This window comes from Pseudomonas gingeri, from assembly GCF_013385635.1.
GTDB lineage: Bacteria > Pseudomonadota > Gammaproteobacteria > Pseudomonadales > Pseudomonadaceae > Aquipseudomonas > Aquipseudomonas gingeri_A.
The window spans coordinates 445,262-466,582 of record NZ_JACAPR010000012.1 but is presented as its reverse complement, the minus strand read 5'-3'; the positions used below and the strand labels follow the sequence as shown (position 1 = coordinate 466,582).

The 21,321-nt window shown below is 61.8% G+C and carries 20 protein-coding genes, 1 pseudogene and 1 riboswitch; of the genes and pseudogenes, 11 read left to right on the top strand and 10 right to left on the bottom strand.

Annotated elements, in window-relative coordinates; all coding sequences use genetic code 11:
- Positions 1-135 precede the first annotated feature (135 nt).
- Positions 136-1,644 (bottom strand): malate dehydrogenase (quinone), encoded by a 1,509-nt coding sequence (gene mqo / locus HX851_RS40850; RefSeq protein WP_177065105.1) that lies wholly within the window; start codon positions 1,642-1,644, stop codon positions 136-138.
- A 734-nt stretch (positions 1,645-2,378) separates the two neighbouring features.
- Positions 2,379-2,612 carry a hypothetical protein gene (locus HX851_RS40845; protein ID WP_177061430.1) on the bottom strand — a complete coding sequence of 78 codons (234 nt, stop codon included), beginning with the start codon at positions 2,610-2,612 and terminating at the stop codon, positions 2,379-2,381.
- 202 nt (positions 2,613-2,814) lie between these two features.
- On the opposite strand from HX851_RS40845, the gene HX851_RS40840 reads away from it, so the two are divergent.
- Complete coding sequence (locus HX851_RS40840) at positions 2,815-3,399, top strand: YajG family lipoprotein (RefSeq protein ID WP_177061431.1); 585 nt, start codon at positions 2,815-2,817, stop codon at positions 3,397-3,399.
- 68 nt (positions 3,400-3,467) lie between these two features.
- On the opposite strand, the gene HX851_RS40835 is transcribed toward HX851_RS40840, so the two are convergent.
- Positions 3,468-3,674 carry a hypothetical protein gene (locus tag HX851_RS40835; RefSeq protein WP_177061432.1) on the bottom strand — a complete coding sequence of 69 codons (207 nt, stop codon included), beginning with the start codon at positions 3,672-3,674 and terminating at the stop codon, positions 3,468-3,470.
- Positions 3,675-3,878: 204 nt separating this feature from the next.
- Between HX851_RS40835 and HX851_RS40830 the strand changes: the two genes are divergently transcribed.
- The gene (locus tag HX851_RS40830; protein ID WP_177065325.1) at positions 3,879-4,166 is read left to right on the top strand and encodes a hypothetical protein; all 288 of its coding nucleotides are present in this window, start codon (positions 3,879-3,881) and stop codon (positions 4,164-4,166) included.
- Positions 4,167-4,181: 15 nt separating this feature from the next.
- Here HX851_RS40830 and HX851_RS40825 read toward each other — a convergent pair whose 3' ends face one another.
- Positions 4,182-5,345, bottom strand: coding sequence for a 1-acyl-sn-glycerol-3-phosphate acyltransferase (locus HX851_RS40825; protein ID WP_177061433.1), 1,164 nt, complete (start codon positions 5,343-5,345; stop codon positions 4,182-4,184).
- A gap of 145 nt (positions 5,346-5,490) precedes the next feature.
- Between HX851_RS40825 and HX851_RS40820 the strand changes: the two genes are divergently transcribed.
- The 3 genes from HX851_RS40820 (at position 5,491) to HX851_RS40810 (ending at position 6,708) form a co-directional block, all read left to right on the top strand.
- Entirely contained in the window at positions 5,491-5,673 is a 183-nt protein-coding gene (locus tag HX851_RS40820) for a CPXCG motif-containing cysteine-rich protein (RefSeq protein ID WP_177061434.1), read from the top strand.
- Positions 5,674-5,686: 13 nt separating this feature from the next.
- On the top strand, positions 5,687-5,947 hold the full coding sequence (locus HX851_RS40815; RefSeq protein WP_177061435.1) for a putative signal transducing protein: 261 nt from the start codon (positions 5,687-5,689) through the stop codon (positions 5,945-5,947).
- 140 nt (positions 5,948-6,087) lie between these two features.
- Positions 6,088-6,708 (top strand): SOS response-associated peptidase, encoded by a 621-nt coding sequence (locus tag HX851_RS40810; RefSeq protein ID WP_177065107.1) that lies wholly within the window; start codon positions 6,088-6,090, stop codon positions 6,706-6,708.
- Between the two features lie 149 nt (positions 6,709-6,857).
- Here the strand turns inward: HX851_RS40810 and HX851_RS45495 are convergent, their stop codons facing one another.
- Positions 6,858-7,601, bottom strand: coding sequence for a methyl-accepting chemotaxis protein (locus HX851_RS45495; RefSeq protein WP_438362404.1), 744 nt, complete (start codon positions 7,599-7,601; stop codon positions 6,858-6,860).
- 114 nt (positions 7,602-7,715) lie between these two features.
- A pseudogene (locus HX851_RS45490) lies at positions 7,716-7,916 on the bottom strand (HAMP domain-containing protein); the annotation flags it as partial.
- Between the two features lie 1,355 nt (positions 7,917-9,271).
- On the opposite strand from HX851_RS45490, the gene HX851_RS40800 reads away from it, so the two are divergent.
- Entirely contained in the window at positions 9,272-10,090 is an 819-nt protein-coding gene (locus HX851_RS40800; protein ID WP_177061438.1) for a M48 family metallopeptidase, read from the top strand.
- Positions 10,091-10,212: 122 nt separating this feature from the next.
- Here HX851_RS40800 and HX851_RS40795 read toward each other — a convergent pair whose 3' ends face one another.
- From HX851_RS40795 to HX851_RS40785, 3 genes are all read right to left on the bottom strand, one after another.
- Positions 10,213-10,797 carry a TMEM165/GDT1 family protein gene (locus HX851_RS40795; protein WP_177061439.1) on the bottom strand — a complete coding sequence of 195 codons (585 nt, stop codon included), beginning with the start codon at positions 10,795-10,797 and terminating at the stop codon, positions 10,213-10,215.
- Positions 10,798-10,884: 87 nt separating this feature from the next.
- A riboswitch (yybP-ykoY riboswitch) is annotated at positions 10,885-11,006 on the bottom strand.
- A 40-nt stretch (positions 11,007-11,046) separates the two neighbouring features.
- Positions 11,047-12,045: a methyltransferase gene (locus HX851_RS40790; RefSeq protein ID WP_177061441.1), complete on the bottom strand. Its 999-nt coding sequence runs from the start codon at positions 12,043-12,045 to the stop codon at positions 11,047-11,049.
- 33 nt (positions 12,046-12,078) lie between these two features.
- Entirely contained in the window at positions 12,079-13,044 is a 966-nt protein-coding gene (locus tag HX851_RS40785) for a 2-hydroxyacid dehydrogenase (RefSeq protein WP_177061443.1), read from the bottom strand.
- A gap of 92 nt (positions 13,045-13,136) precedes the next feature.
- On the opposite strand from HX851_RS40785, the gene HX851_RS40780 reads away from it, so the two are divergent.
- The gene (locus HX851_RS40780) at positions 13,137-13,766 is read left to right on the top strand and encodes a LysE family translocator (RefSeq protein ID WP_177065110.1); all 630 of its coding nucleotides are present in this window, start codon (positions 13,137-13,139) and stop codon (positions 13,764-13,766) included.
- Here HX851_RS40780 and HX851_RS40775 read toward each other — a convergent pair.
- Positions 13,750-14,523 (bottom strand): AraC family transcriptional regulator, encoded by a 774-nt coding sequence (locus tag HX851_RS40775; protein ID WP_177065112.1) that lies wholly within the window; start codon positions 14,521-14,523, stop codon positions 13,750-13,752. The genes HX851_RS40780 and HX851_RS40775 overlap by 17 nt on opposite strands.
- A gap of 104 nt (positions 14,524-14,627) precedes the next feature.
- On the opposite strand from HX851_RS40775, the gene HX851_RS40770 reads away from it, so the two are divergent.
- The 4 genes from HX851_RS40770 to HX851_RS40755 all read left to right on the top strand — a co-directional run bounded on the left by HX851_RS40770 (position 14,628) and on the right by HX851_RS40755 (position 21,239).
- Positions 14,628-15,812, top strand: coding sequence for an MFS transporter (locus HX851_RS40770; RefSeq protein WP_177061449.1), 1,185 nt, complete (start codon positions 14,628-14,630; stop codon positions 15,810-15,812).
- A 147-nt stretch (positions 15,813-15,959) separates the two neighbouring features.
- Positions 15,960-17,642 carry a fatty acid--CoA ligase gene (locus HX851_RS40765; RefSeq protein ID WP_177061451.1) on the top strand — a complete coding sequence of 561 codons (1,683 nt, stop codon included), beginning with the start codon at positions 15,960-15,962 and terminating at the stop codon, positions 17,640-17,642.
- Positions 17,643-17,970: 328 nt separating this feature from the next.
- Entirely contained in the window at positions 17,971-19,845 is a 1,875-nt protein-coding gene (locus HX851_RS40760) for a DUF1302 domain-containing protein (protein ID WP_177061453.1), read from the top strand.
- 29 nt (positions 19,846-19,874) lie between these two features.
- Positions 19,875-21,239 carry a DUF1329 domain-containing protein gene (locus HX851_RS40755; RefSeq protein WP_177061455.1) on the top strand — a complete coding sequence of 455 codons (1,365 nt, stop codon included), beginning with the start codon at positions 19,875-19,877 and terminating at the stop codon, positions 21,237-21,239.
- The last annotated feature ends 82 nt before the right edge of the window (positions 21,240-21,321 follow it).

Sequence of the window (21,321 nt, the reverse complement as noted above, 5' to 3'; positions counted from 1 at the left end):
TGGCGTCCGGATAGACGCTGCGAGGCCTGAGGGCCTCATCGCTGGCAAGCCAGCTCCTACAGGGTTTGCAGTATTGATCCCATAAAAAACGCCCCGTTCTTCAGCAGAAGGGGGCGTTTTTCATGGGCGAGGACCTCAGGCGTAGCTTTCGGTCTCGCTGCTTGGCTCCACCAGCTCAAGGCTGATGTTGTTCTGGGCGTTGATCTGGCGATACAGCGCCGCGTCGGTTTCGAGGACCTTTTCCCGTGCCGGGAAGATTTCCTGGAGCTTGGCGGCCCATTCACCCTTGGCTTTTTCCGGGAAGCAGCGTTCGATCAGTTCCAGCATGATCGACACGGTCACCGAAGCACCTGGCGATGCGCCGAGCAGGGCGGCCAGCGAGCCGTCCCTGGCAGCGACCAGTTCGGTACCGAACTGCAATACACCGCCTTTCTTCGGATCTTTCTTGATGATCTGCACTCGTTGGCCGGCCACTTCCAGGCGCCAGTCCTCGGCCTTGGCTTGCGGGTAGAAGCGACGCAGGGATTCCAGGCGCTGCTCCATCGACTGCATCACTTCGCTGATCAGGTACTTGGTCAGGTCCATGTTGTCGCGGGCCACGGCCAGCATCGGGCCGATGTTGCCGGCGCGTACCGACAGCGGCAGGTCCATCAGCGAACCGTGTTTGAGGAACTTGGTGGTGAAGCCGGCGTACGGTCCGAACAGCAGGGACTTCTTGCCATCCACCACCCGGGTGTCCAGGTGTGGCACGGACATCGGTGGCGAGCCCACGGCGGCCTGGCTGTAGACCTTGGCCTGGTGGTGCTTGACCACTTCCGGATTGTCGCAACGCAACCACTGGCCGCTGACCGGGAAACCGCCGAAGCCTTTGCTTTCCTCGATGCCAGAAGCCTGCAGCAAGGGCAGGGCCGCGCCGCCGGCGCCGAGGAAGACGAACTTCGCGTCGACTTCACGGCTGTTGCCGCTGTTCACGTCCTTGATGCTCACGGTCCAGCCGGCGCCGTTGCGCTTGAGGCCGGTCACGCGCTTGCAGTACTTGACCTGGGCATCCGGGGCGCTGGTCAGGTGCTTGAGCAACTGGTTGGTCAGCGCGCCGAAGTTGACGTCGGTGCCTTTCATCACGCGGGTCGCGGCGATCGGCTCGTCGGCCGGACGGCCCGGCATCATCAGCGGCATCCATTCGGCCATCTTCGCGCGGTCTTCGGTGTATTCCATCTCGGCGAAGGCATGGTGCTGGTGCAGCACTTCGAAGCGCTTCTTCAGGAAGGCAATACCCTTGTCGCCCTGGACGAAACTCAGGTGCGGCACCGGGCTGATGAACGTCTTGCACGAGCCGAAGGTGCCTTTCTGCGCCAGGTAGGCCCAGAACTGCTTCGACACCTCGAACTGGGTGTTGATGTGCACGGCTTTCTTGATGTCGACGGAACCGTCGGCGGCCTGAGGCGTGTAGTTCAACTCGCACAGCCCGGCGTGGCCGGTCCCGGCGTTGTTCCACGGGTTGGAACTCTCCGCGGCACCCGAATCCATCAGCTCAACGACTTCCAGCTTGATACCGGGGTCGAGCTCTTTGAGCAGCACCGCAAGGGTGGCACTCATGATGCCGGCCCCAACCAGGACCACATCGACTGCTTCGTTATGCGCCATTAACGCGTCTCCAAAATCTGCAGCACCACATTGACGGCATGGCCGCCAGGAATTGACCGGGCTCAAACTGCCCGATGTCACTCATGGCCAGGTTCGCCATGTCCGATTCTTCGCAATTTTTTGCAACTTCAGCGGACGCTGTCGGTGGGCTTGAGGTGCGTATGAACGCATTTCAGGCGACCTCCGGCAATTCGACTTATGGTCGAGAGCATCCGATCGTGCAACCAAATCCGTGAGCGGACAGGCTTCAGGCACCTGTCCGGGAATATCGGGTCCTGTGTGATTGAGTCGTTGAGGACGCTGATGGTGCATTTCCAGACGCAAAACTTTTCATTTGCTCGCCACACTCTCGTGAAGTAGTGAATACCCGTTTTTTCACGCTCTTTTGAAGACGTGAACCTCAAAAAAGGGCTGCTGCAGCCTGTCACCGGACCCGCGAAGCAAATGCCGGCCGGGAAACGAGGCTGGCGTACGGGCAAACAGCTCAGTGAACGAGCGCAAGGGCAGCTCTGGCAGATTCGGTAAAAACGGTGGTTTGCAGGTGTGACAGCAAGCCGGCCGACTTCACTCGATCTGTGTGGGCGGCTCTCTGTGGGGCGGTGCGGAGGAGCTAATGCGTAGGCATTAACGATGCTGCGAGGCCCGATCAGGAGACGTCCTTATAATCGGGGGGAGATTGTAACTAAGAATCGCGGAGAAATGGTCCTGTTAAATGACTTTTATTAGCCGTTCGGTCAGATGGTCAACGGCTGTGGCCGGCGCGAGTGCTGGACACTCGGGCTGACACGCGCACTGGCGGGCAGTGGCTGATGCAGCCAGACCAGGCGGATTTCCTCGATTTCCACCCAGCCGTCGCCCATTGGCGGCAGCTCGCACTGCTTGAAAGCCTGGCAACGACCGTCGGCACCGAGCAACACGAAATTGCGGTGGGGCTTGCGCGGGAAGAACAGATACCAGAGAAATTCCATCACAGGGCCTTTTGTTTCAGGAGTGTCACAATGCTGGTACGTGGTCGTTACACGGTAATGTAATGCAAGTGAATAAAATGTTACATGAATGCTCCCTGAACAGAATGTTCACGGCCTGACGCCGAGGCTGATGTCTGGTTAGCTGCGCCCGTGCACGGCTATACTGCTGACCTGATTGTGCCTAGTCCTTGGAGAGATGAGCATGTTGCAACGCCTGTTGTTCGGTTTGATCACTGTGACCAGTCTGACCTTGGTCGGCTGTGCCAACAGCCCCCAGCAGCTTAGCCCGCAACCCAAGCTCACCACCCAGCTCGCACCGGTGGGCCATGGTCAGCAGGTCGTGGTAAGGGTCGTCGATGGCCGTCGTTCGCCGGTACTGGGGACCCGTGGTGGCCTGTACCCTGAAACCAGCGCCATTACCGTGCAGGGCGCCGATGTCGTGCCCAAGCTCCAGGCCCAGGCCGAAGCCGCCGTGCGCCTGCTGGGCTATACCCCGACACCTAATGCGGTGAATGCTCCGACCCTGACCGTGACCCTGTCGGACCTGACCTATCAATCGCCCAAGGACTCCACGTACGTGACCGAGGCGACCATCGGCGCCAACTTCCGTTCCGACGTGACCAATGCCAACCAGCGCTACAGCGGCCAGTACGGTGCGTCGCTGAACCAGCGTTTCGGCATGGCTCCGAATGAAGAAACCAACACCAAGCTGATCAGCGACGTGCTCAGCGATGCACTGACCCGGGTCTTCAAGGACCCGAGCATCGGCCGCCTGCTGGGCCAGTAATTCCCGGCGCGAGTGCCCGAAACGAAAAACCCGGCCTTCGTGGCCGGGTTTTTTACGCCTGCCTGAAATCACGCGGCTTCCACATAGAAGTCCAGCAGGCTCACGCCGGTCGTCAGGTCGGCTTCGGGCAGGTCGGCGTGCTGATGGCCGCCGAGGGCGCAATAGACCAGCCAGTGACGGTCCTGGACGTTGAACGACATGGCGTCCACCAGGGCTTCCTGCTCGTCGCTGGGGGCGATGAGGTAAAGGCGATCCTGGTTCTCTGCGTGCAGCATGACAAGCTCCGTGGCGGTATCGAGGGGCGACAGACTGGCTTGTTAAGGTGACGTTCAGGTGACAGTGCCAATTTACCCGTAAATTGTATGGGGTCGGACACAAAAGCGGTAATGCGTGAGTGGTTTGATCCGTTCATGTGTTGCGAGCGGCTATTCGCTGCTGGCGTCGCTGTCCGAAAGACGCTGTTTATCCGAGGGTTCATGATGTCGCTGCACTTGATCTGGAGCGCTTTCGAAGGCCATCCGGGCAAATGGCTCAATTTGTTTGCATTGTTGCTGGCCTGCCCGGGAGCCTGGTTGTTGCAGACTACCCGCCGCCGTGAGCAGCGGGCACTGGAAAACCTGGAGATGCAGAGCGAGGGACGGTCGATCGAGCAGCCCATGCTGCTGCTCGATGCCCGGGTGTTGCGGGCGAACCGGTTTTTCTATCGGTTCGGCTTTGCCTGCCTTGGCGTGGCGCTGCTGCTGTCCTGGCTCAGTACCCGGCTCTGACGGCCTGGCTGCCGGTCAGAGTGCCAGTCCGGCCTTTACCCGATACTGATTGCGTACCGGCGTCGCGTACTGTTGCACCAGATACGGACGATGTTCCGCCGGGCAGGCATCCAGGCGGCTTTGCCATTCCGCCTGGGCCTTGGCCAGTTCCTCTGCGGGAAACAGCTCGCTGGCCGCGGGGACCTGCAACTGCGGGTCGGCATCGCTCCATCGGGCATACGCCAGGTAGTGCACCGGGAACAACCGATAGCCACCGAGAATCTGCCGGTCCATTTCCTGGGCCAGCACCTTGGTGTCCTCGAACGCCCCGGTCAGCGGTGCGGCAAAGTTCACATGCACCCGGCCCTTGTAGCCGGTGATGCCCTTGGCGATGCTCACGTCATCCTCGCCTGGCGCCTTGCTGTAGGTGCCGGTGGTGGCGCGGATGTACAGCTCACGGGCCTTGGCCTGGTCACAGGGGTCGTATTCGTAGCTGATCGAGACCGGTGTCAGGTTCAGCGAACGGATGACCTCGGCGAACGGCTCGTCCTTGCGACTCATGTGGAACATTTTCAGGATCGCCGACTCGGTGCGGTCGTCACCGTCCTTGGCGCGACCTTCGGCCTGGGCGATCCAGATCGACTGGCAGTCGTTGCGGATCGAATGGTTGATATAGGCCGACAGCAGTTGATAGGCCGCCATCTTCTCGCGCCGCCCGGTGATCGAGCGGTGCACGATAAAACTCTTGTTCAGGCGCATCAGGTCGCTGACAAACGGCTTCTGCAGCAGGTTGTCGCCGATGGCGATGCGCGGCGTCGGCAGGCCGGCGTGGTACACGGCATAGTTGACGAAGGCCGGGTCCATCACGATGTCGCGGTGGTTGGCCAGGAACAGGTAGGCGCTCCCGGACTTGAACTGCTCGACCCCGGTGTAGGTCACCCCGTCGGTGGCCCGTTCGATGGTGTTGTCGACGTAGACCTCGATCTTGTCCTGCAGGGACGCCACGCATTTCACGTCGGCGAATTCACGACGCAGCCGGTAGGCGATCAACGGTCTGAGCAGCCAGCCGAAGGCCTCGGCCAGGCGCGGGAAGCGGAAATGCGTGAGGATATCTAGAAACGCCTTGTCGCCGAGCAACCGGGCCAGCACGGCTGGCACCTCGGAGTCGTCGTAAGGTCGGATGGCATCGAATTCGCCCATCATGCTCTCTTGTTAGAAACGGCTAGGGTAAATAGAGGGTTGAGTGATAAATAACAAAGCCCGATCTGAAAAATAAAGCCCGGACAAAAAATCAGCCCTGCAAACAGACCGGCGATTATACGCACAAGTCACTCCGGAGGCCGCGATGCTGGAAACTGAGCACTACTCCTGTCCCTATTGTGGTGAAGAGGTCGAAGCCGTGCTGGATTTGTCCGGCGGCGACCAGACCTATATCGAGGATTGCCCGGTGTGTTGCCGGCCGATTGTTTTCAACCTGCAGACCGATGGTCATGAATGGATGCTCGACGTTCACAGTGAGAACGAGTGATGAGGGCGCCCGCATGCAACGTATCTACGAGCCGGAAAACCTGATGGAGGGCGAGCTGCTGCAAGGCATGCTCGCCAGCGAAGGGGTGCAGGCGCATCTGGTGGGCCGCGACCTGCTGGGCGGAGCCGGGGAGTTGCCGGTATTCGGTTTGCTGGGCCTGGCGGTGGAGAATGACCAGGCGCAGTACGCACGCGAGCTGATCGCCGCGTACAATGCCGCGCTGCCGCTGCCCGGCGATGAACCGGAGAGTTTTCCCGACGTGCTGCTCTGCTAGTTTGCGCGCCCTGTTGTAGGAGCTGGCTTGCCAGCGATGGCGTCGATGAGTCTTGCATCACCCTTGCAGGCCATCGAGCATTGACCGGCGTTCCCGCGGGGGCCTTGTGCCCAAATTCCCAAAAAGAGCGTTTTTGCCCCATGTGTGGACGTTTTGCCCTGTTTCGCTGGAACCCGACCTTTGCGGCCTTGCCCGGCTTTCCCGCCGACCAGCAGGCGCAGTGGAATATTTCGCCCAACGATTCGGTACTGATCCTGCGGGCTGCGGCGGGCCAGCGTGAGCTGGCGCGCGCGCGCTGGGGGCTGACGCCGCCGTGGCTGACCGACCTGTCGCGCACGCCGGCCCATGCCCGGGCCGAAACCGTGGCCGAGCAACCGATGTTTCGCCAGGCCTTTCGTGAGCGGCGCTGCCTGTTACCGGCCAATGGTTTCTACGAGTGGCGCGGGACACAGCGCAAGCGCCCGTACTGGCTGACGCCGGCGGAGGGGGCGAGCCTGTTTTTCGCGGCGATCTGGGAAGCCTATCCGGTGCAGGAGCAGGTCTGGCTGAGTACCGCGGTAGTGACGCAGCCGGCGGCGAGCCAGCGGCGACCGCTGATTCTCGATGCCGAGGGGCAGGCAGCGTGGCTGTCACCAGACACGCCGTTGCACGATCTGCAGGCCTTGCTGGCCAGTCCCCAGGCACCGTTGCGCGAGCGCCTGCTGGCCAACCTGGTGAATGATCCGAAGCTCAATGCGCCGGAGTGCCTGACACCGGGTTGAGCATGACCGGCGTAATCATTCCCGAGGGCGACATTTGACCTGTAGCTGGCTTGCCAGCGATGAGGCCCTTGAGTCTTGCGTAGACTATTCGGACACCATCGCCGGCAAGCCGGCTCCTACAGTGATCGTGTGCCAATCCTTGGCGCGGTCTACACCTTGAACTGATTGATCAGGCGTCGCTGCTGTTCCGCCAGCTTGGTCAGTTGCGCACTGGCCGCGCTGGACTCGTCGGCACCGCCCGCCACTTCATTGGCCACCTGGCCGATATTGATCACGTTGCGGTTGATGTCGTCGGCCACCGCGCTCTGTTCCTCGGCGGCGCTGGCGATCTGGGTGTTCATGTCATTGATCACCGACACCGCCTGGGTAATGGTTTCCAGCGCCTGGGCGGCCTTGGCCGCGTGTTGCACGCTTTCATCGGTCTTGTTCTGGCTGTCCTCCATGACCTTGACCACTTCGCGGGTGCCTTGCTGCAACTGCTGGATCATCGACTGGATTTCTTCCGTCGCCTGCTGGGTCTTCTGGGCGAGGTTGCGCACTTCGTCGGCGACCACGGCAAAACCGCGGCCCTGTTCCCCGGCCCGCGCCGCTTCGATCGCCGCGTTGAGCGCCAGCAGGTTGGTCTGCTCGGCAATCCCGCGGATGGCGATGAGGATCGCGTTGATGTTCTCGCTGTCCTTGGCCAGGGTCTGCACCACGCCCACCGCGCGACCGATCTCCACGGCAAGGGCGCCGATGGAGTTGGAGGTATCACGCACGATGCGCATGCCATCGCTGGCGGCCATGTCCGCATGGCTGGCGGCTTGCGCGGCCTGGGTCGCATTGCGGGCCACATCCTGGGCGGTGGCGGTCATCTCGTGCACGGCGGTGGCGACCTGGTCGATCTCGGCCATCTGCTTGTGCACGCCCTGGTTGGTGCGGATGGCGATATCGGCGGTGTGTTCGGAGGAATCGCTGACACTCTGTACCGATGTCACTACCTGGGTGATCATCGCCTGCAGCTTGATCAGGAAGGTGTTGAAGCCCTTGGCGATGGAGCCGAGTTCATCGGCGCGATCGCTGGTCAGGCGGCGGGTCAGGTCGCCTTCGCCCTGGGCGATATCGTCGAGCATCGCGACCATCTGCTTCAGCGGCCGGGCGATCCCGTGGCCGACCAGCCAGATCACCAGCAGGCCGAGACCGGCGATGATCAGGCCGACCACCGCCATGCCGAACACATCGGCCTTGCGCTGGTCGTTCAGGTCGCCCTGGAGTTTCTGCAGGTCAGCCATCACCGCGTTCAGCGGCAACTGCATCATCAGGGTCCAGCGGGCATCGCTCTGGCCGATGCCGAAGGGCAGGTAAAGCTCGATCAGGCCCTTGCTCTTGTCGACGTTATAGGTGACTTCGCCACGATTGAGCTTGCCCATGGTCGCGACTTTGTCGGCGTCGAGGATGTCACTGACTTTCTCGCCGAACTTGCTCGGGTCCTTGGTGTAGGCCACCAGGCGCCCGTTGGTGCCCACCAGTGCCATGTTGCCGGCGCCGCCGTAGAGTTTCTGGTTGGCCGCCACCAGCATGTCCTGGATGAAGTTCACCGACAGGTCGGCACCGACGATGCCCTGGAACGCGCCGTTGAGCATGATCGGCTCGATAAAGGAGGCGAGCATCACCATCTTGTCGCCGACCTTGTACGGAGCCGGGTCGATCACACAAGTCTTGTGGGTTTCCTTCGAGCACAGGTAGTACTCGCTGGCGCGCACGCCGGTGGAGAGGGTCTTCTGGTCATCGACATCCACCAGGGTCGAGAAGCCGAGGCTGCCGTCGTCGTTGCGGAACCACCAGGGCAGGAAGCGGCCATCCTTGGCGGCACCGGCCTTGGTGTTGTCGAGATAGGCCGCGTCGTTGTGATCCAGGGCGTTCTTTTCCCAGCCGATATAGGCGCCGAGCACTTTCGGATTCTGCTGGACGTTTTCCTTGATCAGGTTGATCAGTTGCTCGCGGCTGACGCTCAGTACCGGCTTGCCGTCGGCGTCGTTGGTGCCGATCAGCGCGTTGACGCGCACCAGGCCGCCGGCGATCAGCAGCGGTGCTTCGAGCTCACGCTGGATCTGGCTGACCTGGGTCCTGGCGAGGGCGTTCAGGCGCTGTTCGATTACCTGCTCGAACTGTTCCTGGGTGCGCTGCTGCACCATGTCCTGGGTCTTGGCCCCGGCTAACAAGGCATAGACCACCAGGGCACCGACCACGCTGAGGACAATGGCGCCGGCCAGCGCGGCGACGGAAAACTGAATCGACTTGAATTTCATGAGGGCTCCGGACGCAAGGAATGACGTCTGCCAGGCTGTATCGGCCAGGCGTTCGACGGGCATTAGGAGGCCTTCGGGAAATGGCTGTTTTGGGTGTGCCCATGTCGCAAATGGATATGTCGTGAGGCTCGGCGGGCTACGGGATGGCGTGAACCGTGAATTTTTTCCTACAGATACTTGAGGTTCGTCTGAAATCCGGGACTACAGGATGTTTGTATCTGGCGCCGATACAAATCACCGCCTAGGATAGCCGGCAGTTTTCAGGGAGAGTGTTCATGGCTAGACGATTGGTTTTGTGTGCATTGACGGCGGGCCTGCTGCTTGCCGGGTGCCAGGCGGTCAATACCACCAGCGGCGGCGCCGTCGGGGTTGAGCGCAAGCAATATATGTTCAGCATGCTGTCGAGCCAGGAAGTCGACCAGATGTACGCCCAGTCGTACCAGAAGACGCTGGGCGAAGCGAAGGGCCAGGGCGTGCTGGACAACACCAGCGCCAATGCCAGGCGGGTCCAGGCGATCGCCAATCGACTGATTGCCCAGGCGCCGACATTCCGCCCGGATTCCGCGCAATGGCAATGGGAAGTCAATCTGATCAAGAGTGACGAACTCAATGCCAACTGTGGCCCCGGCGGCAAGATCATCTTTTATAGTGGGCTGATCGATAAGCTCAAGCTGAGCGACGATGAGATCGCCGCCGTGATGGGTCATGAAATCGCCCATGCCTTGCGTGAGCACGGTCGTGAAGCGATGTCCAAGGCCTATGGGATCGAGATGGCGAAGCAGGGCGCCGGCGCCTTGTTCGGTCTTGGCCAGGACAGCCTGGCGCTGGCCGATACCGTGGCGAACTACGGCATGACCTTGCCCAATAGTCGGGCCAATGAAAACGAAGCGGACCTGATCGGTCTGGAGCTGGCGGCCCGGGCCGGTTACAACCCGAACGCGGCCATCAGCCTGTGGAACAAGATGAGCAAGGCGGCGGAAGGTTCTCCACCGGAGTTCATGAGTACTCACCCGGCGTCCACCAGCCGGATCGCTTCGCTGGAAGCGGCCATTCCAAAGGTGATGCCGTTGTATCAGCAGGCCCGCAAGTCCTGACTTTGGTCAGTCAAACGCCAAATACCCGGTAGGAGCCGGCTTGCTGGCGATGGCGCCCTTAGGGGCGCCGCAAGGTTCCGGGGCCTGATCGCCGGCAAGCCGGCTCCTACACGCGCGGGTCGCTAGATCCAGCCGCTGCTTTGCATCGCCTTGTACACCGCGACGATCGCCAGGATGAAGAACGCCGAGGCGGCCAGGCGGCGGATCAGGGTCAGCGGCAGTTTCTCCGCGGCGAAGTTGCCGGCCAGCACCACCGGGACGTTGGCGATCAGCATGCCCAGGGTCGTACCGATAATCACCAGCCACAGTTCCGGATATTGCGCGGCCAGCATCACCGTGGCGATCTGGGTCTTGTCGCCGATTTCCGCGAGGAAAAACGCGATCAGCGTGGTCAGGAACGGACCGAACTTGCGTGAGGTACTGGCTTCGTCATCGTCCATCTTGTCCGGCACCAGGGTCCACAGCGCGGTGGCGGTGAAGCTGGCGGCGAGGATCCAGTGCAGCACCGCATCCGAGAAGAAACTGCCGAACCAGGCGCCGACGGCCCCCGCCGCCGCGTGGTTGGCGAGCGTGGCGGCGACGATGCCGGCAATGATCGGCCAGGGCTTGCGAAAACGGGCTGCCAGGATGAGCGCGAGCAGTTGCGTCTTGTCGCCGATTTCGGCCAGGGCAACGATTGCGGTGGGAACGAGGAGAGAATCCAGCATCAGGTTTTCCTAAGGGGCGGGTCGACACGGCTATGACACGTACAACCTTCCCGCCCCGGGTAAGGTGTTCGTGTCATAGGTCTTGTCAAACCCTGGGCTCGTCTGTGCGAACCGTGGGTCGCATGCGCCATGGTCTGAGGACCAAGTATGTTGACGCATGCCGGACGAGCGTGGCGCTCGTGGGAGACTACTCCCCTAGGACGGAGCGGATTCTGCCTAGGCGGAATCCATTGCGCAAGCGTTTATTTTTCAGCCGCGTTTGGCGCTGTAGATCCGAAAACCCTGTCCCTCGGCCTTGGTCACACAGGTGCCCAGATGTTCTTCGATCAGTGGCTGGTAGCGCAGGAAGCTATTGGCAACAAGCCGAAGTTCACCACCATTTTTCAGATGTTTGGCTGCTTTTCGCAGCAGGGTTTCCGTTGCCAGGTAGTCGGTATGGACCCCGACATGGAACGGCGGATTGCTCAGGATCGCACTCAAGCCCATGGGCGCGGCATCGATTCCATCGCCTGTCAGCACTTCGGCTTCCAGGCCATTGGCAGCCAGGGTCAGGCGACTGCTGGCGGTGGCGAAGGCATCGACGTCGAGCATGATCACGTTGTTGTGCGGGTAGCGACGTTTCACCGCCGCGCCGAGCACACCGGCGCCGCAACCGAAGTCCAGCAACTGGCCGCTCGGCAGTTTGTCCAGGTGTTCGAGGAGCAGGGCGCTGCCCCGATCCAGCCGGCCATGGCTGAAGACGCCTGGCAGGCTGACCACCTTCAACGGGCCTTCCGTCAGCGCCAGTTCATAATGCCGGGCCAGGCTTTCCAGCGGCTTGGCCGTCGGTGCCTCGGCCACGCTGACCTGCCACAGTTGGCAATGCCGGGCGCTGTCGAGCTTGCGCGGCTTGCCGAAGGGCGTCAGTTGCTTGGCCGCGCCTTCGATGCCGCTGCGTTTCTCGCCGACCAGGAACACATCGCCGCCGGGCAGCCGCGAGGCGACGGCATTGAGCAGGTAGTCGGTCAGGTCCTTGGACTTGGGCAGGAACACCACGGCGGCGTCGAATGCGGGCTCCGGCAGGTTCACGCCGAAGTGGCTGCGCCCGGCGAAACGGGCGTCCAGCGCCGCCTGGTCGCCGGCGTGCCAGCACCAGCCGTGGGCATTGGGCAGGCGACCGAGCAGATCGTCGGCGGGCAAGCCCACCAGCAGCAGCTTGCCTTGAAAGTATTCAGCCTGACGAAGCAGTACTTCACTGCGCGGATCCATGGTCTGCTCCCTGAAAAAAAGTGCGGCAGTTTATCAACTGACGACCCGCAGCGCTGCACCGCTGAAGAAACCCCGGGCATTTTCCGCGAGCTGGCCGACGATGCGTTGGCGGGCTTCGCGACTGCCCCAGGCGTTGTGCGGTGTGACGATCAGGCGCGGGATGTCGCCGGCCAGCAGGGGGTTGCCGGCACTCGGCGGCTCGACACTCAGCACGTCGGTCGCGGCGCCGCCGAGATGGCCGTTGCGCAGGGCGTCGGCCAGGGCCTGTTCGTCGATCAGCCCGCCGCGCGCGGTGTTGACGACAAATGCCCCGGGCTTGAGCCGGCTCAGTTCGGCGGCACCGATGAAGTGGCGGGTGTGTTCGTTCAGTGGACAGTGCAGGGTCAAGGCATCGACCTGTGGCAGCAGTTCCGCCAGGGGCACACGATCGGCGCGGGCCGGGCGACCGGGAATCTGCCCCAGCAGCACGCGCATGCCGAAGGCTTCGGCCAGTCGCGCCACGGCGCCCCCCAATTCGCCGTGGCCGAGCAGGCCGAGGGTCTTGCCTTCCAGTTCGAAGATGGGGAAATCCAGCAGGCAGAACTGCGTGGCCTGCTGCCAGCGACCTTCGCCGACGGCTTTCTGGTAGTCGCTCAGGCGGGTCGCCAGGGCCAGCAGCAGCATCAGCGTGTGCTGGGCTACCGAGGGGGTGCCGTAACCCTGGCAGTTGCTCACGGTGATGCCCTGGGCCCGGGCGGCCGTCAGATCGACGTTGTTGGTGCCCGTGGCGGAAATCAGGATCAGTTTCAGCTCGGGGCAGGCCGCCAGCGTCTCGGCGTTCAGCGCGATCTTGTTGCTGATCGCGACAGTGGCGCCGGCCAGGTGCTCCACCACGTTCTGTGGTGTGGTCCGGGCACACAGGCGCAGTTCGTCGAAGCAGGCCCGTAGCGGTTCGAGGTCGAGATCGCCGAGGTCCAGGGAAGGGTGATCGAGAAATACCGCGCGGCGAGGGTGGCTCATCAACTGTACCTTTTGTGCTGTCGAATGAAGGCGTAAGGTAGCCAGCCTATCAGATGACATATTTAGTTACCGAGGAGCCCACGGACGTGTCCATGTACCTGACTGAATTCTTGACCGTTGCGCTGATTCACCTGCTGGCGGTGGCCAGTCCCGGCCCGGACTTTGCCGTGGTGGTGCGCGAGAGCGTGACCCATGGTCGTCGTGCCGGCACCTGGACGGCATTGGGGGTCGGTACCGCGATCTTCCTGCATGTGGGCTATTCGCTGCTGGGCATCGGCCTGATCGTGTCGCAGTCGATCATGCTGTTCAATGCCCTGAAGTGGCTGGCGGCGGCGTACCTGCTGTATATCGGCTTCAAGGCGATCCGCGCCAAGCCGGCCCGGCCGACAACGGATGACCTGGCGTTGCAGGTGGGCGAGCGCACGGCGCGCGGGGCCTTTACCTCGGGCTTCGTGACCAATGGCCTGAACCCCAAGGCGACCCTGTTTTTCCTGTCGTTGTTCACCGTGGTGATCAACCCGCATACCCCGCTGATGGTCCAGGCCGGCTACGGCGTGTACCTGGCGGCGGCGACCGCGCTGTGGTTCTGCCTGGTGGCGATGCTGTTCAGCCAGCAGCGGGTGCGCGCCGGTTTCGCCCGCATGGGCCACTGGTTCGATCGGACCATGGGTGCCGTGCTGATCGCCATCGGCGTGAAGCTGGCCTTTACCGAGATGCATTGATACCGCTGAACTGGGTCAGGTTGACGACATAGTCCCGCGGGCTCTCTCCGAGCAGGCGCTGAAACATCGCACTGAACGCCCGGGCACTGCCATAGCCCAGGACCTTGGCCACGTGCTGCACGCTTTCGCCGGCCAGCAGCCGTGGCAAGGCTTCCATCAGGCGTAGCTGCTGGCGCCAGGCATTGAAGTTCATCTGCATTTGCTGCTGGAACAACCGGGCCAGGGTCCGGGTGCTGGCACCGACCTGCAATGCCCAATCCTCCAGGGTGTTGGGGTGATCCGGGGTTTGCAGCAGCGCCAGGCAGATCCTTTGCAGGCGCCGGTCCGTCGGCATCGGAATGTGCAGCGGCAGGTTTTCCAGGGAGGCAAGCTCTTCCAGCATCAATTGCTGGATCAGCGGATTCTTCGCCTGTTTCGGGCCCTGTACCGCCCGTACGATCAGTTCGCGCAACAACGGTGTGACCGCGAGTACGCAACAGCCTTGCAGGTTGGCCGGCGAATGTTCGGCGGCGATGAACAGCGAGCGCATGCGTACCTCGCCACTCATGAAGATCTCATGCTCCACCAGCGGTGGAATCCACACCGCCCGGGTCGGCGGGATGACCCAGGCGCCCTGGCTCGTGACCAGGCGCATCACCCCGCACACCGCGTACAGCAACTGTGCTTCCTCGTGTCGGTGCAGCGCCTGGTGAGCACCGTCGGCATAGTCGCGTGGGTGCGCGCTGACGGGGCCGTGCAGGAAGTGACTGATCAACATGTCCGGTTCTTCCAGTCTGTCTGGTTTGATGAGTTATATGGCAGGAATGCACTTTACCGCCAACTTAGCATAAGGCACCGATAACCCTTCTGAAGCGTGCCGTGATGAATCAACCCAGAAACGTAATCCGCTACATCAATGCCGCCCATGTGATCGATCACATGTTCATGCTGATCTTCCCGGCGGCCGTGCTCGGCATGGGCCAGGCCTTCGGCCTGGATTTCGCCGCCATGATCGGCTTGTCCCTCGGCGGTTTCATTGCCTTCGGCGCCTGTTCGCTACCGGCGGGCTGGTTGGGTGATCGCTGGAGTCGGCGCAGCATGATGCTGCTGTTCTTTTTCGGTATCGGCGCGGCCTCGGTGTTTACCGGGTTGAGCAGCACCGCACCGATGTTGACCCTGGGCCTGACCCTGATCGGTGTCTTTGCCGCGATCTATCACCCGGTGGGCACGGCGATGCTGGTCAGTTATGCCGAGAACCGTGGTCGGGAAATTGGCCTCAACGGTATGTGGGGCAACCTCGGTGTGGCGTTTTCCGCCTTGGTCACCGGGCTGCTGGTGGCACATTTCGGCTGGCGCGCGGCGTTTATCCTGCCGGGGGCGATCTCGCTCCTGCTGGGCGTGCTGTTTGCCTTGCAGGTGCGTGAGGAGCCGATTCCCGTGCGCCCTCATGTGAAACTCAAGGGCGCCAATGGCCAGCAGATTTCCATGGTCATGGTCTTCACCGTCCTCGCCCTGGTGACCGCCACGGGCGGCGTGGTCTTCAACGCCACCACCATGACCTACCCGAAACTGTTCCAGGAACGTCTGCATGAGTTGTTCGCGTCGCCGCAGACCCTGGGCCTGATCGTCAGCCTGGCCTATGCCTTTGGCGCTGTCGCGCAGTTGAGCATCGGCCGGGTGATCGACCGTGTCAGCCTGAAGTGGCCGTTCGTGCTGCTGACCCTGTGCCAGGCTCCGCTGCTGTTCGGCCTGGCCCATGTCGACGGCCTGTCGGTGATGGTCCTGGGGGCGGCCTTGATGTTCGTGGTGTTCGGCCAGGTGACGGTGAATGATGCCATGGTCGCCAACTTCGTCGCCCCGCAATGGCAATCGCGGGTGTTTGCCCTGCGTTACTGCCTGTCGTTCGGTGCCAGCGCCACGGCGATTCCCTTGATCGCCTATGTCGAGCCGCGCCAGGGTTTTGCCGGGTTGTACCTGATTCTGGCAGGGTTCGGCGCCTTGACCTTTATCGCCGCGCTGGTGTTTCCAAGGACCCCTGCCCAGGTACCTGCCGGCCAGGTCGCCTGAAACCGGACAGCTCCGCCGTGGATGCTGGCTCAAAGCTAGCATTCACGTCCGTCTGCAAATCATTCCTTTGGGTGATTTAGCGCGTGCGCGACGGCTCTAGAGTGCCTATCTTTAGCCACGACCGTGCAGTCAGACAAAGGGACGTCCATGTTGCAGACCCGCGTAATTCCACCCGCCGAAGGCGCGTATCAATACCCGCTGTTGATCAAGCGGTTGCTGATGTCCGGCAGCCGCTATGAGAAGACCCGCGAAATCATCTACCGCGACAAGGTGCGCTACAGCTATCCGACCCTCGGCGAGCGTGTCGCCCGGCTGGCCAACGTGCTGACGGCGGCCGGTGTCAAGGCCGGCGATACGGTGGCGGTGATGGACTGGGACAGTCACCGTTACCTGGAATGCATGTTCGCCATTCCGATGATCGGTGCGGTGATCCACACCATCAACGTGCGGCTGTCGCCGGAGCAGATCCTCTACACCATGAACCACGCGGTCGACCGCTTCGTGCTGGTCAACAGCGAGTTCGTCGGGCTGTACCAGGCGATTGCCGCGAACCTGACCACGGTGGAGAAAACCCTGCTGCTGACCGATACCGACGCCACCACCGCCGACCTGCCGAACCTGGTCGGCGAGTACGAGCAATTGCTGGCGGCGGCGAGCCCGGTCTACGACTTCCAGGATTTCGACGAGAACTCGGTCGCCACCACGTTCTACACCACCGGTACCACCGGCAACCCGAAAGGCGTGTACTTCAGCCATCGGCAACTGGTGCTGCACACCATGGGCGTGGCGACGATCATGGGCAGTGTCGACAGCGTGCGCCTGCTGGGTACCAACGACGTGTACATGCCGATCACGCCGATGTTCCACGTGCACGCCTGGGGCCTGCCATATGTGGCGACCATGCTCGGGCTCAAGCAGGTCTACCCGGGGCGTTATGATCCGGAGTTTCTGGTGGAGTTGTGGCGCAAGGAAAAGGTCACGTTCTCCCACTGCGTACCGACCATCCTGCAGATGGTGCTCAATGCCAAGGCGGCCCAGGGTACCGACTTCAAGGGCTGGAAGATGGTGATCGGTGGCAGCGCGCTGAACCGCACGCTGTACGAAGCCGCGAAGAGCCGGGGCATCCAGTTGACCGCGGCCTACGGCATGTCGGAAACCGGCCCGCTGGTGTCCTGTGCGCACCTCAACGAGGAGTTGCTGGCGGGCAGCGAGGACGAACGCACCACCTACCGGATCAAGGCCGGCGTGCCGGGGCCGTTGGTGGAAGCGGCGATCATGGACGCCGAGGGCAACTTCCTGCCGGCCGACGGTGAAAGCCAGGGCGAACTGGTGCTGCGTGCGCCGTGGCTGAGTGAGGGGTATTTCAACGAGCCGCAGAAGGGCGCGGAGCTCTGGGCCGGCGGTTGGCAGCACACGGGCGATGTCGCGACGCTGGACAGCATGGGCGTGATCGATATCCGCGACCGGATCAAGGATGTGATCAAGACCGGCGGCGAGTGGGTATCGTCCCTGGCCTTGGAAGACCTGGTCAGCCGGCATCCGGCGGTACGCGAAGTAGCAGTGGTGGGGATCGCCGACCCGCAATGGGGCGAGCGCCCGTTTGCCCTGCTGGTGCTGCGCGAGGGCCATGAGATCGGCGCCCGGGAGCTCAAGGAGCACCTCAAGCCGTTCGTTGAGCAGGGCCATCTGAGCAAGTGGGCCATCCCGAGCCAGATCGCCCTTGTTACTGAAATTCCCAAGACCAGTGTCGGCAAGCTCGACAAGAAGCGCATCCGCCTCGACATCGTCGAATGGCAGGCGAGCAACAGCACCTTCCTCTCGACTCTTTGAGTCGCCCTCGCCACGCCCGAAAGGGTGTGGCAAGCCCACCAAGCAAGCGCTTGCCTTGCCAAATCGGTTTTTTCAGCCATTCTTGCCGAGCCGGAATCGGCGAGCGTGGCGAAAGGGCTGTGCCAGAGTGGTTGGTGACTGCAAATCACACTTTAGAGGGATCAAGCAGTACTACCTGCTGGCTATAGTCCGCTCAAGGATTTTTAAGAACGGAGCAAGCACGCGATACAGCGATGCCACCTTGGGTGATTCAGGGAGTGATGGCTCCCGTATGCCCCGGGCGTTTTTAGGGATCTGCCATAACAATAAAGCACATGGAGTAGCGTCGATGATCTCAGTAAACCAGTTCTGGCGCCGGGCGAAGTTGCCCTTGGCCGTCAGCCTCGCCTCTACGCTCGCCGGCCCTGCATTCGGCGTCAGTTTCAATATCGGGGAAATCGAGGGGAGTTTCGACTCGTCCTTGTCCCTGGGCGCCAGTTGGTCGACCCAGAATCCGAACAAGGATCTGATCGGCGTCAACAACGGCGGCAAGGGGCTGTCGCAGACCTCCGATGACGGGCACCTGAACTTCAAGGCCGGGCAGACTTTCTCGAAGATCTTCAAGGGCATCCATGACCTGGAACTGAAATACGGCGATACCGGCGTATTCGTGCGCGGCAAGTACTGGTATGACTTCAAGCTGCAGGATGAAGACCTGGATTTCAAGAACGTCAGCAACGACAACCGCAAGGAAGGCGCCAAGTCTTCCGGCGGGCAGATTCTCGACGCCTTCGTGTACCACAACTACGCCATCGCCGATCAACCGGGTTCCGTACGCTTCGGCAAGCAGGTGGTGAGCTGGGGTGAAAGTACCTTCATTGGCGGCGGCATCAACTCCATCAACCCGATCGACGTGTCGGCCTTCCGCCGTCCGGGTGCCGAGATCAAGGAAGGCCTGATCCCGGTCAACATGTTCTATGTGTCCCAGACCCTGACCGACAATCTGTCGGCCGAGGCGTTCTATCAGTTGGAATGGGATCAGACCGTGGTTGATAACTGCGGCACCTTCTTCTCGCAGCCGGATGTGGTTGCCGACGGTTGTTCGGACAATCTGCGCTTGCTGTCCAAGCGCTCAACCCTAGCCGCGACTCCTGGTGCCCTGGCGGGATTGGCCCGATTTGGGCTCGATATCAATGAGGAAGGGGTACTGGTCAAGCGCGGTGCGGATCGCGATGCACGAGACAGCGGCCAGTTTGGTGTTGCTTTTCACTATAACTTCGAGCCGCTGGACACCGAGTTTGGTGCCTATTTCATGAATTACCACAGCCGGGCGCCAATTTTCAGCGCTACAGGAGCACCGGCTTCCGTTTACTCGAGTGCCGTCACATTCCTGCCAGGGGCGGCAGCGGCGTTGCGTCCTCTGGCCATCGCGGGTAACTCCAAATACTTTATTGAGTATCCGGAAGACATACGCCTGTACGGGTTGAGCTTTTCCACAACCTTGCCTACCGGTACGGCCTGGAGTGGTGAACTCAGCTACCGTCCAAATGCGCCTGTGCAACTCAACACCACCGATATTCTCTATGCCGGCGTCACCCCGTTACCGAACCTGAGTGCTGCCTCACCGCTCAAAGGCGTGCCGGACCAGGACCTGCATGGTTATCGTCGCAAGGAAATTACCCAGTTCCAGACAACCTTCACGCACTTTTTTGATCAAGTCATGGGCGCCAGTCGCCTTACGCTGGTCGGTGAAGTGGGCGTGACTCATGTCGGTGGCCTGGAAAGCAGTTCGAAGGCGCGTTACGGACGTGATCCGGTATTTGGTCCTGGCGCAGGTCCGCTTTGTGCGACTCTCAACGCAGGCACCATCCAGGGAGCAGGTCCCGGCGCGAGTGCGGACAACCGCACGGCCAATTGCAATAACGACGGCTTCACCACCGCCACCTCCTGGGGCTATCGCGCCCGGGCCATCTGGGAATATCCGGATGTCTTCGCCGGTGTGAACCTCAAGCCGAACGTGGCCTGGTCTCATGACGTCAACGGTTACTCGCCAGGTCCTGGCGGCAACTTCGAGGAAGGCCGCAAGGCCGTCAGCCTGGGCCTCGATGCCGAATACCAGAACACCTACACGGCGAGCCTGGCGTACACCAACTTCTTCGGTGGCGACTACAGCACGGTGGATGACCGTGACTTCGTGGCGCTGAGCGTCGGTGTGAACTTCTAAGTACGCTGAATTTCAGGAAGAACAAGAACATGAAGATAACCAAGAATCTGTTGCAGGTCGGCGTACTCGGATTGTCGTTGCTGGCGACCGGCGTGATGGCGGCGGTGTCCGCCGATGAAGCGGCGAAGCTGGGTACCACCCTGACCCCGATGGGCGCGGAAAAGGCCGGTAACGCGGCAGGCACCATCCCGGCCTGGACGCCGATGGCGAAGAACATTGGCACGGTGGACAGCAAGGGCTTCCTGTCCGACCCCTATGCCAGTGAGAAACCGCTGTTCACCATCACCGCGCAGAACGTCGAGCAGTACAAGAACCAGTTGGCGCCGGGCCAATACGCGATGTTCAAGCGTTACCCGGACACCTTCAAGATGCCGGTCTATCCGTCCCATCGCGGTGCCACCGTACCGGATGACGTGTTCGCCGCCATCAAGGAAAACGCCACCAAGACCAACCTGGTCAGCGGCGGCAACGGCCTGGAGAACTTCAAGACCGCCGTGCCGTTCCCTATCCCGAAAAGCGGCGTGGAAGTGATCTGGAACCACATCACCCGCTATCGCGGCGGCAGCGTGACCCGCCTGGTGACCCAGGCCACGCCGCAAGCCAACGGCTCGTTCAGCCTGGTGTACTTCCAGGACCAGTTCGTCTTCCGCGACAAGATGAAGGACTACGATCCGGCCAACCCGGGCAACATCCTGTTCTACTTCAAGCAGAAAGTGACCGCGCCAGCGCGCCTGGCCGGTGGTGTGCTGCTGGTCCATGAAACCCTCGACCAGGTCAAGGAACCGCGTTCGGCGTGGGTCTACAACGCCGGCCAGCGTCGTGTACGTCGCGCCCCGCAAGTCTCCTATGACGGCCCGGGTACCGCCGCCGACGGCCTGCGCACTTCCGACAACCTGGACATGTACAACGGTGCGCCGGATCGCTACGACTGGAAGCTCGAAGGCAAGAAAGAGATGTACATCGCCTCCGACAGCTACAAGCTCGACGATCCGAAACTCAAGTACGCCGACATCATCAAGGCCGGCCATATCAACCAGGACCTGGCTCGCTACGAGTTGCGTCGTGTCTGGCACGTGGTTGCGACCCTGAAGGAAGGTCAGCGGCACATCTACGCCAAGCGTGACTTCTACATCGACGAAGACACCTGGCAGGCGGCCGTGATCGACCACTACGACGGTCGTGGCCAACTGTGGCGCGTAGCCGAGGCCCATGCCGAGAACTACTACGACAAGCAAGTGCCGTGGTACGCCCTGGAAACCCTCTACGACCTGCAGTCCGGCCGCTACCTGGCGCTGGGCATGAAGAACGAAGAGAAGCAGGCGTATGACTTCGGCTTCACCGCCACCACCAGCGACTTCACCCCGGCTGCCCTGCGTCAGGACGGCGTTCGCTGATACCCGGTTGTAAAGCAGAGGCGCATCCTCTGCCTGAAGGCGCCCCGACTGGTTCGGGGCGTTTTTTTGTCCGGCGGGAAAC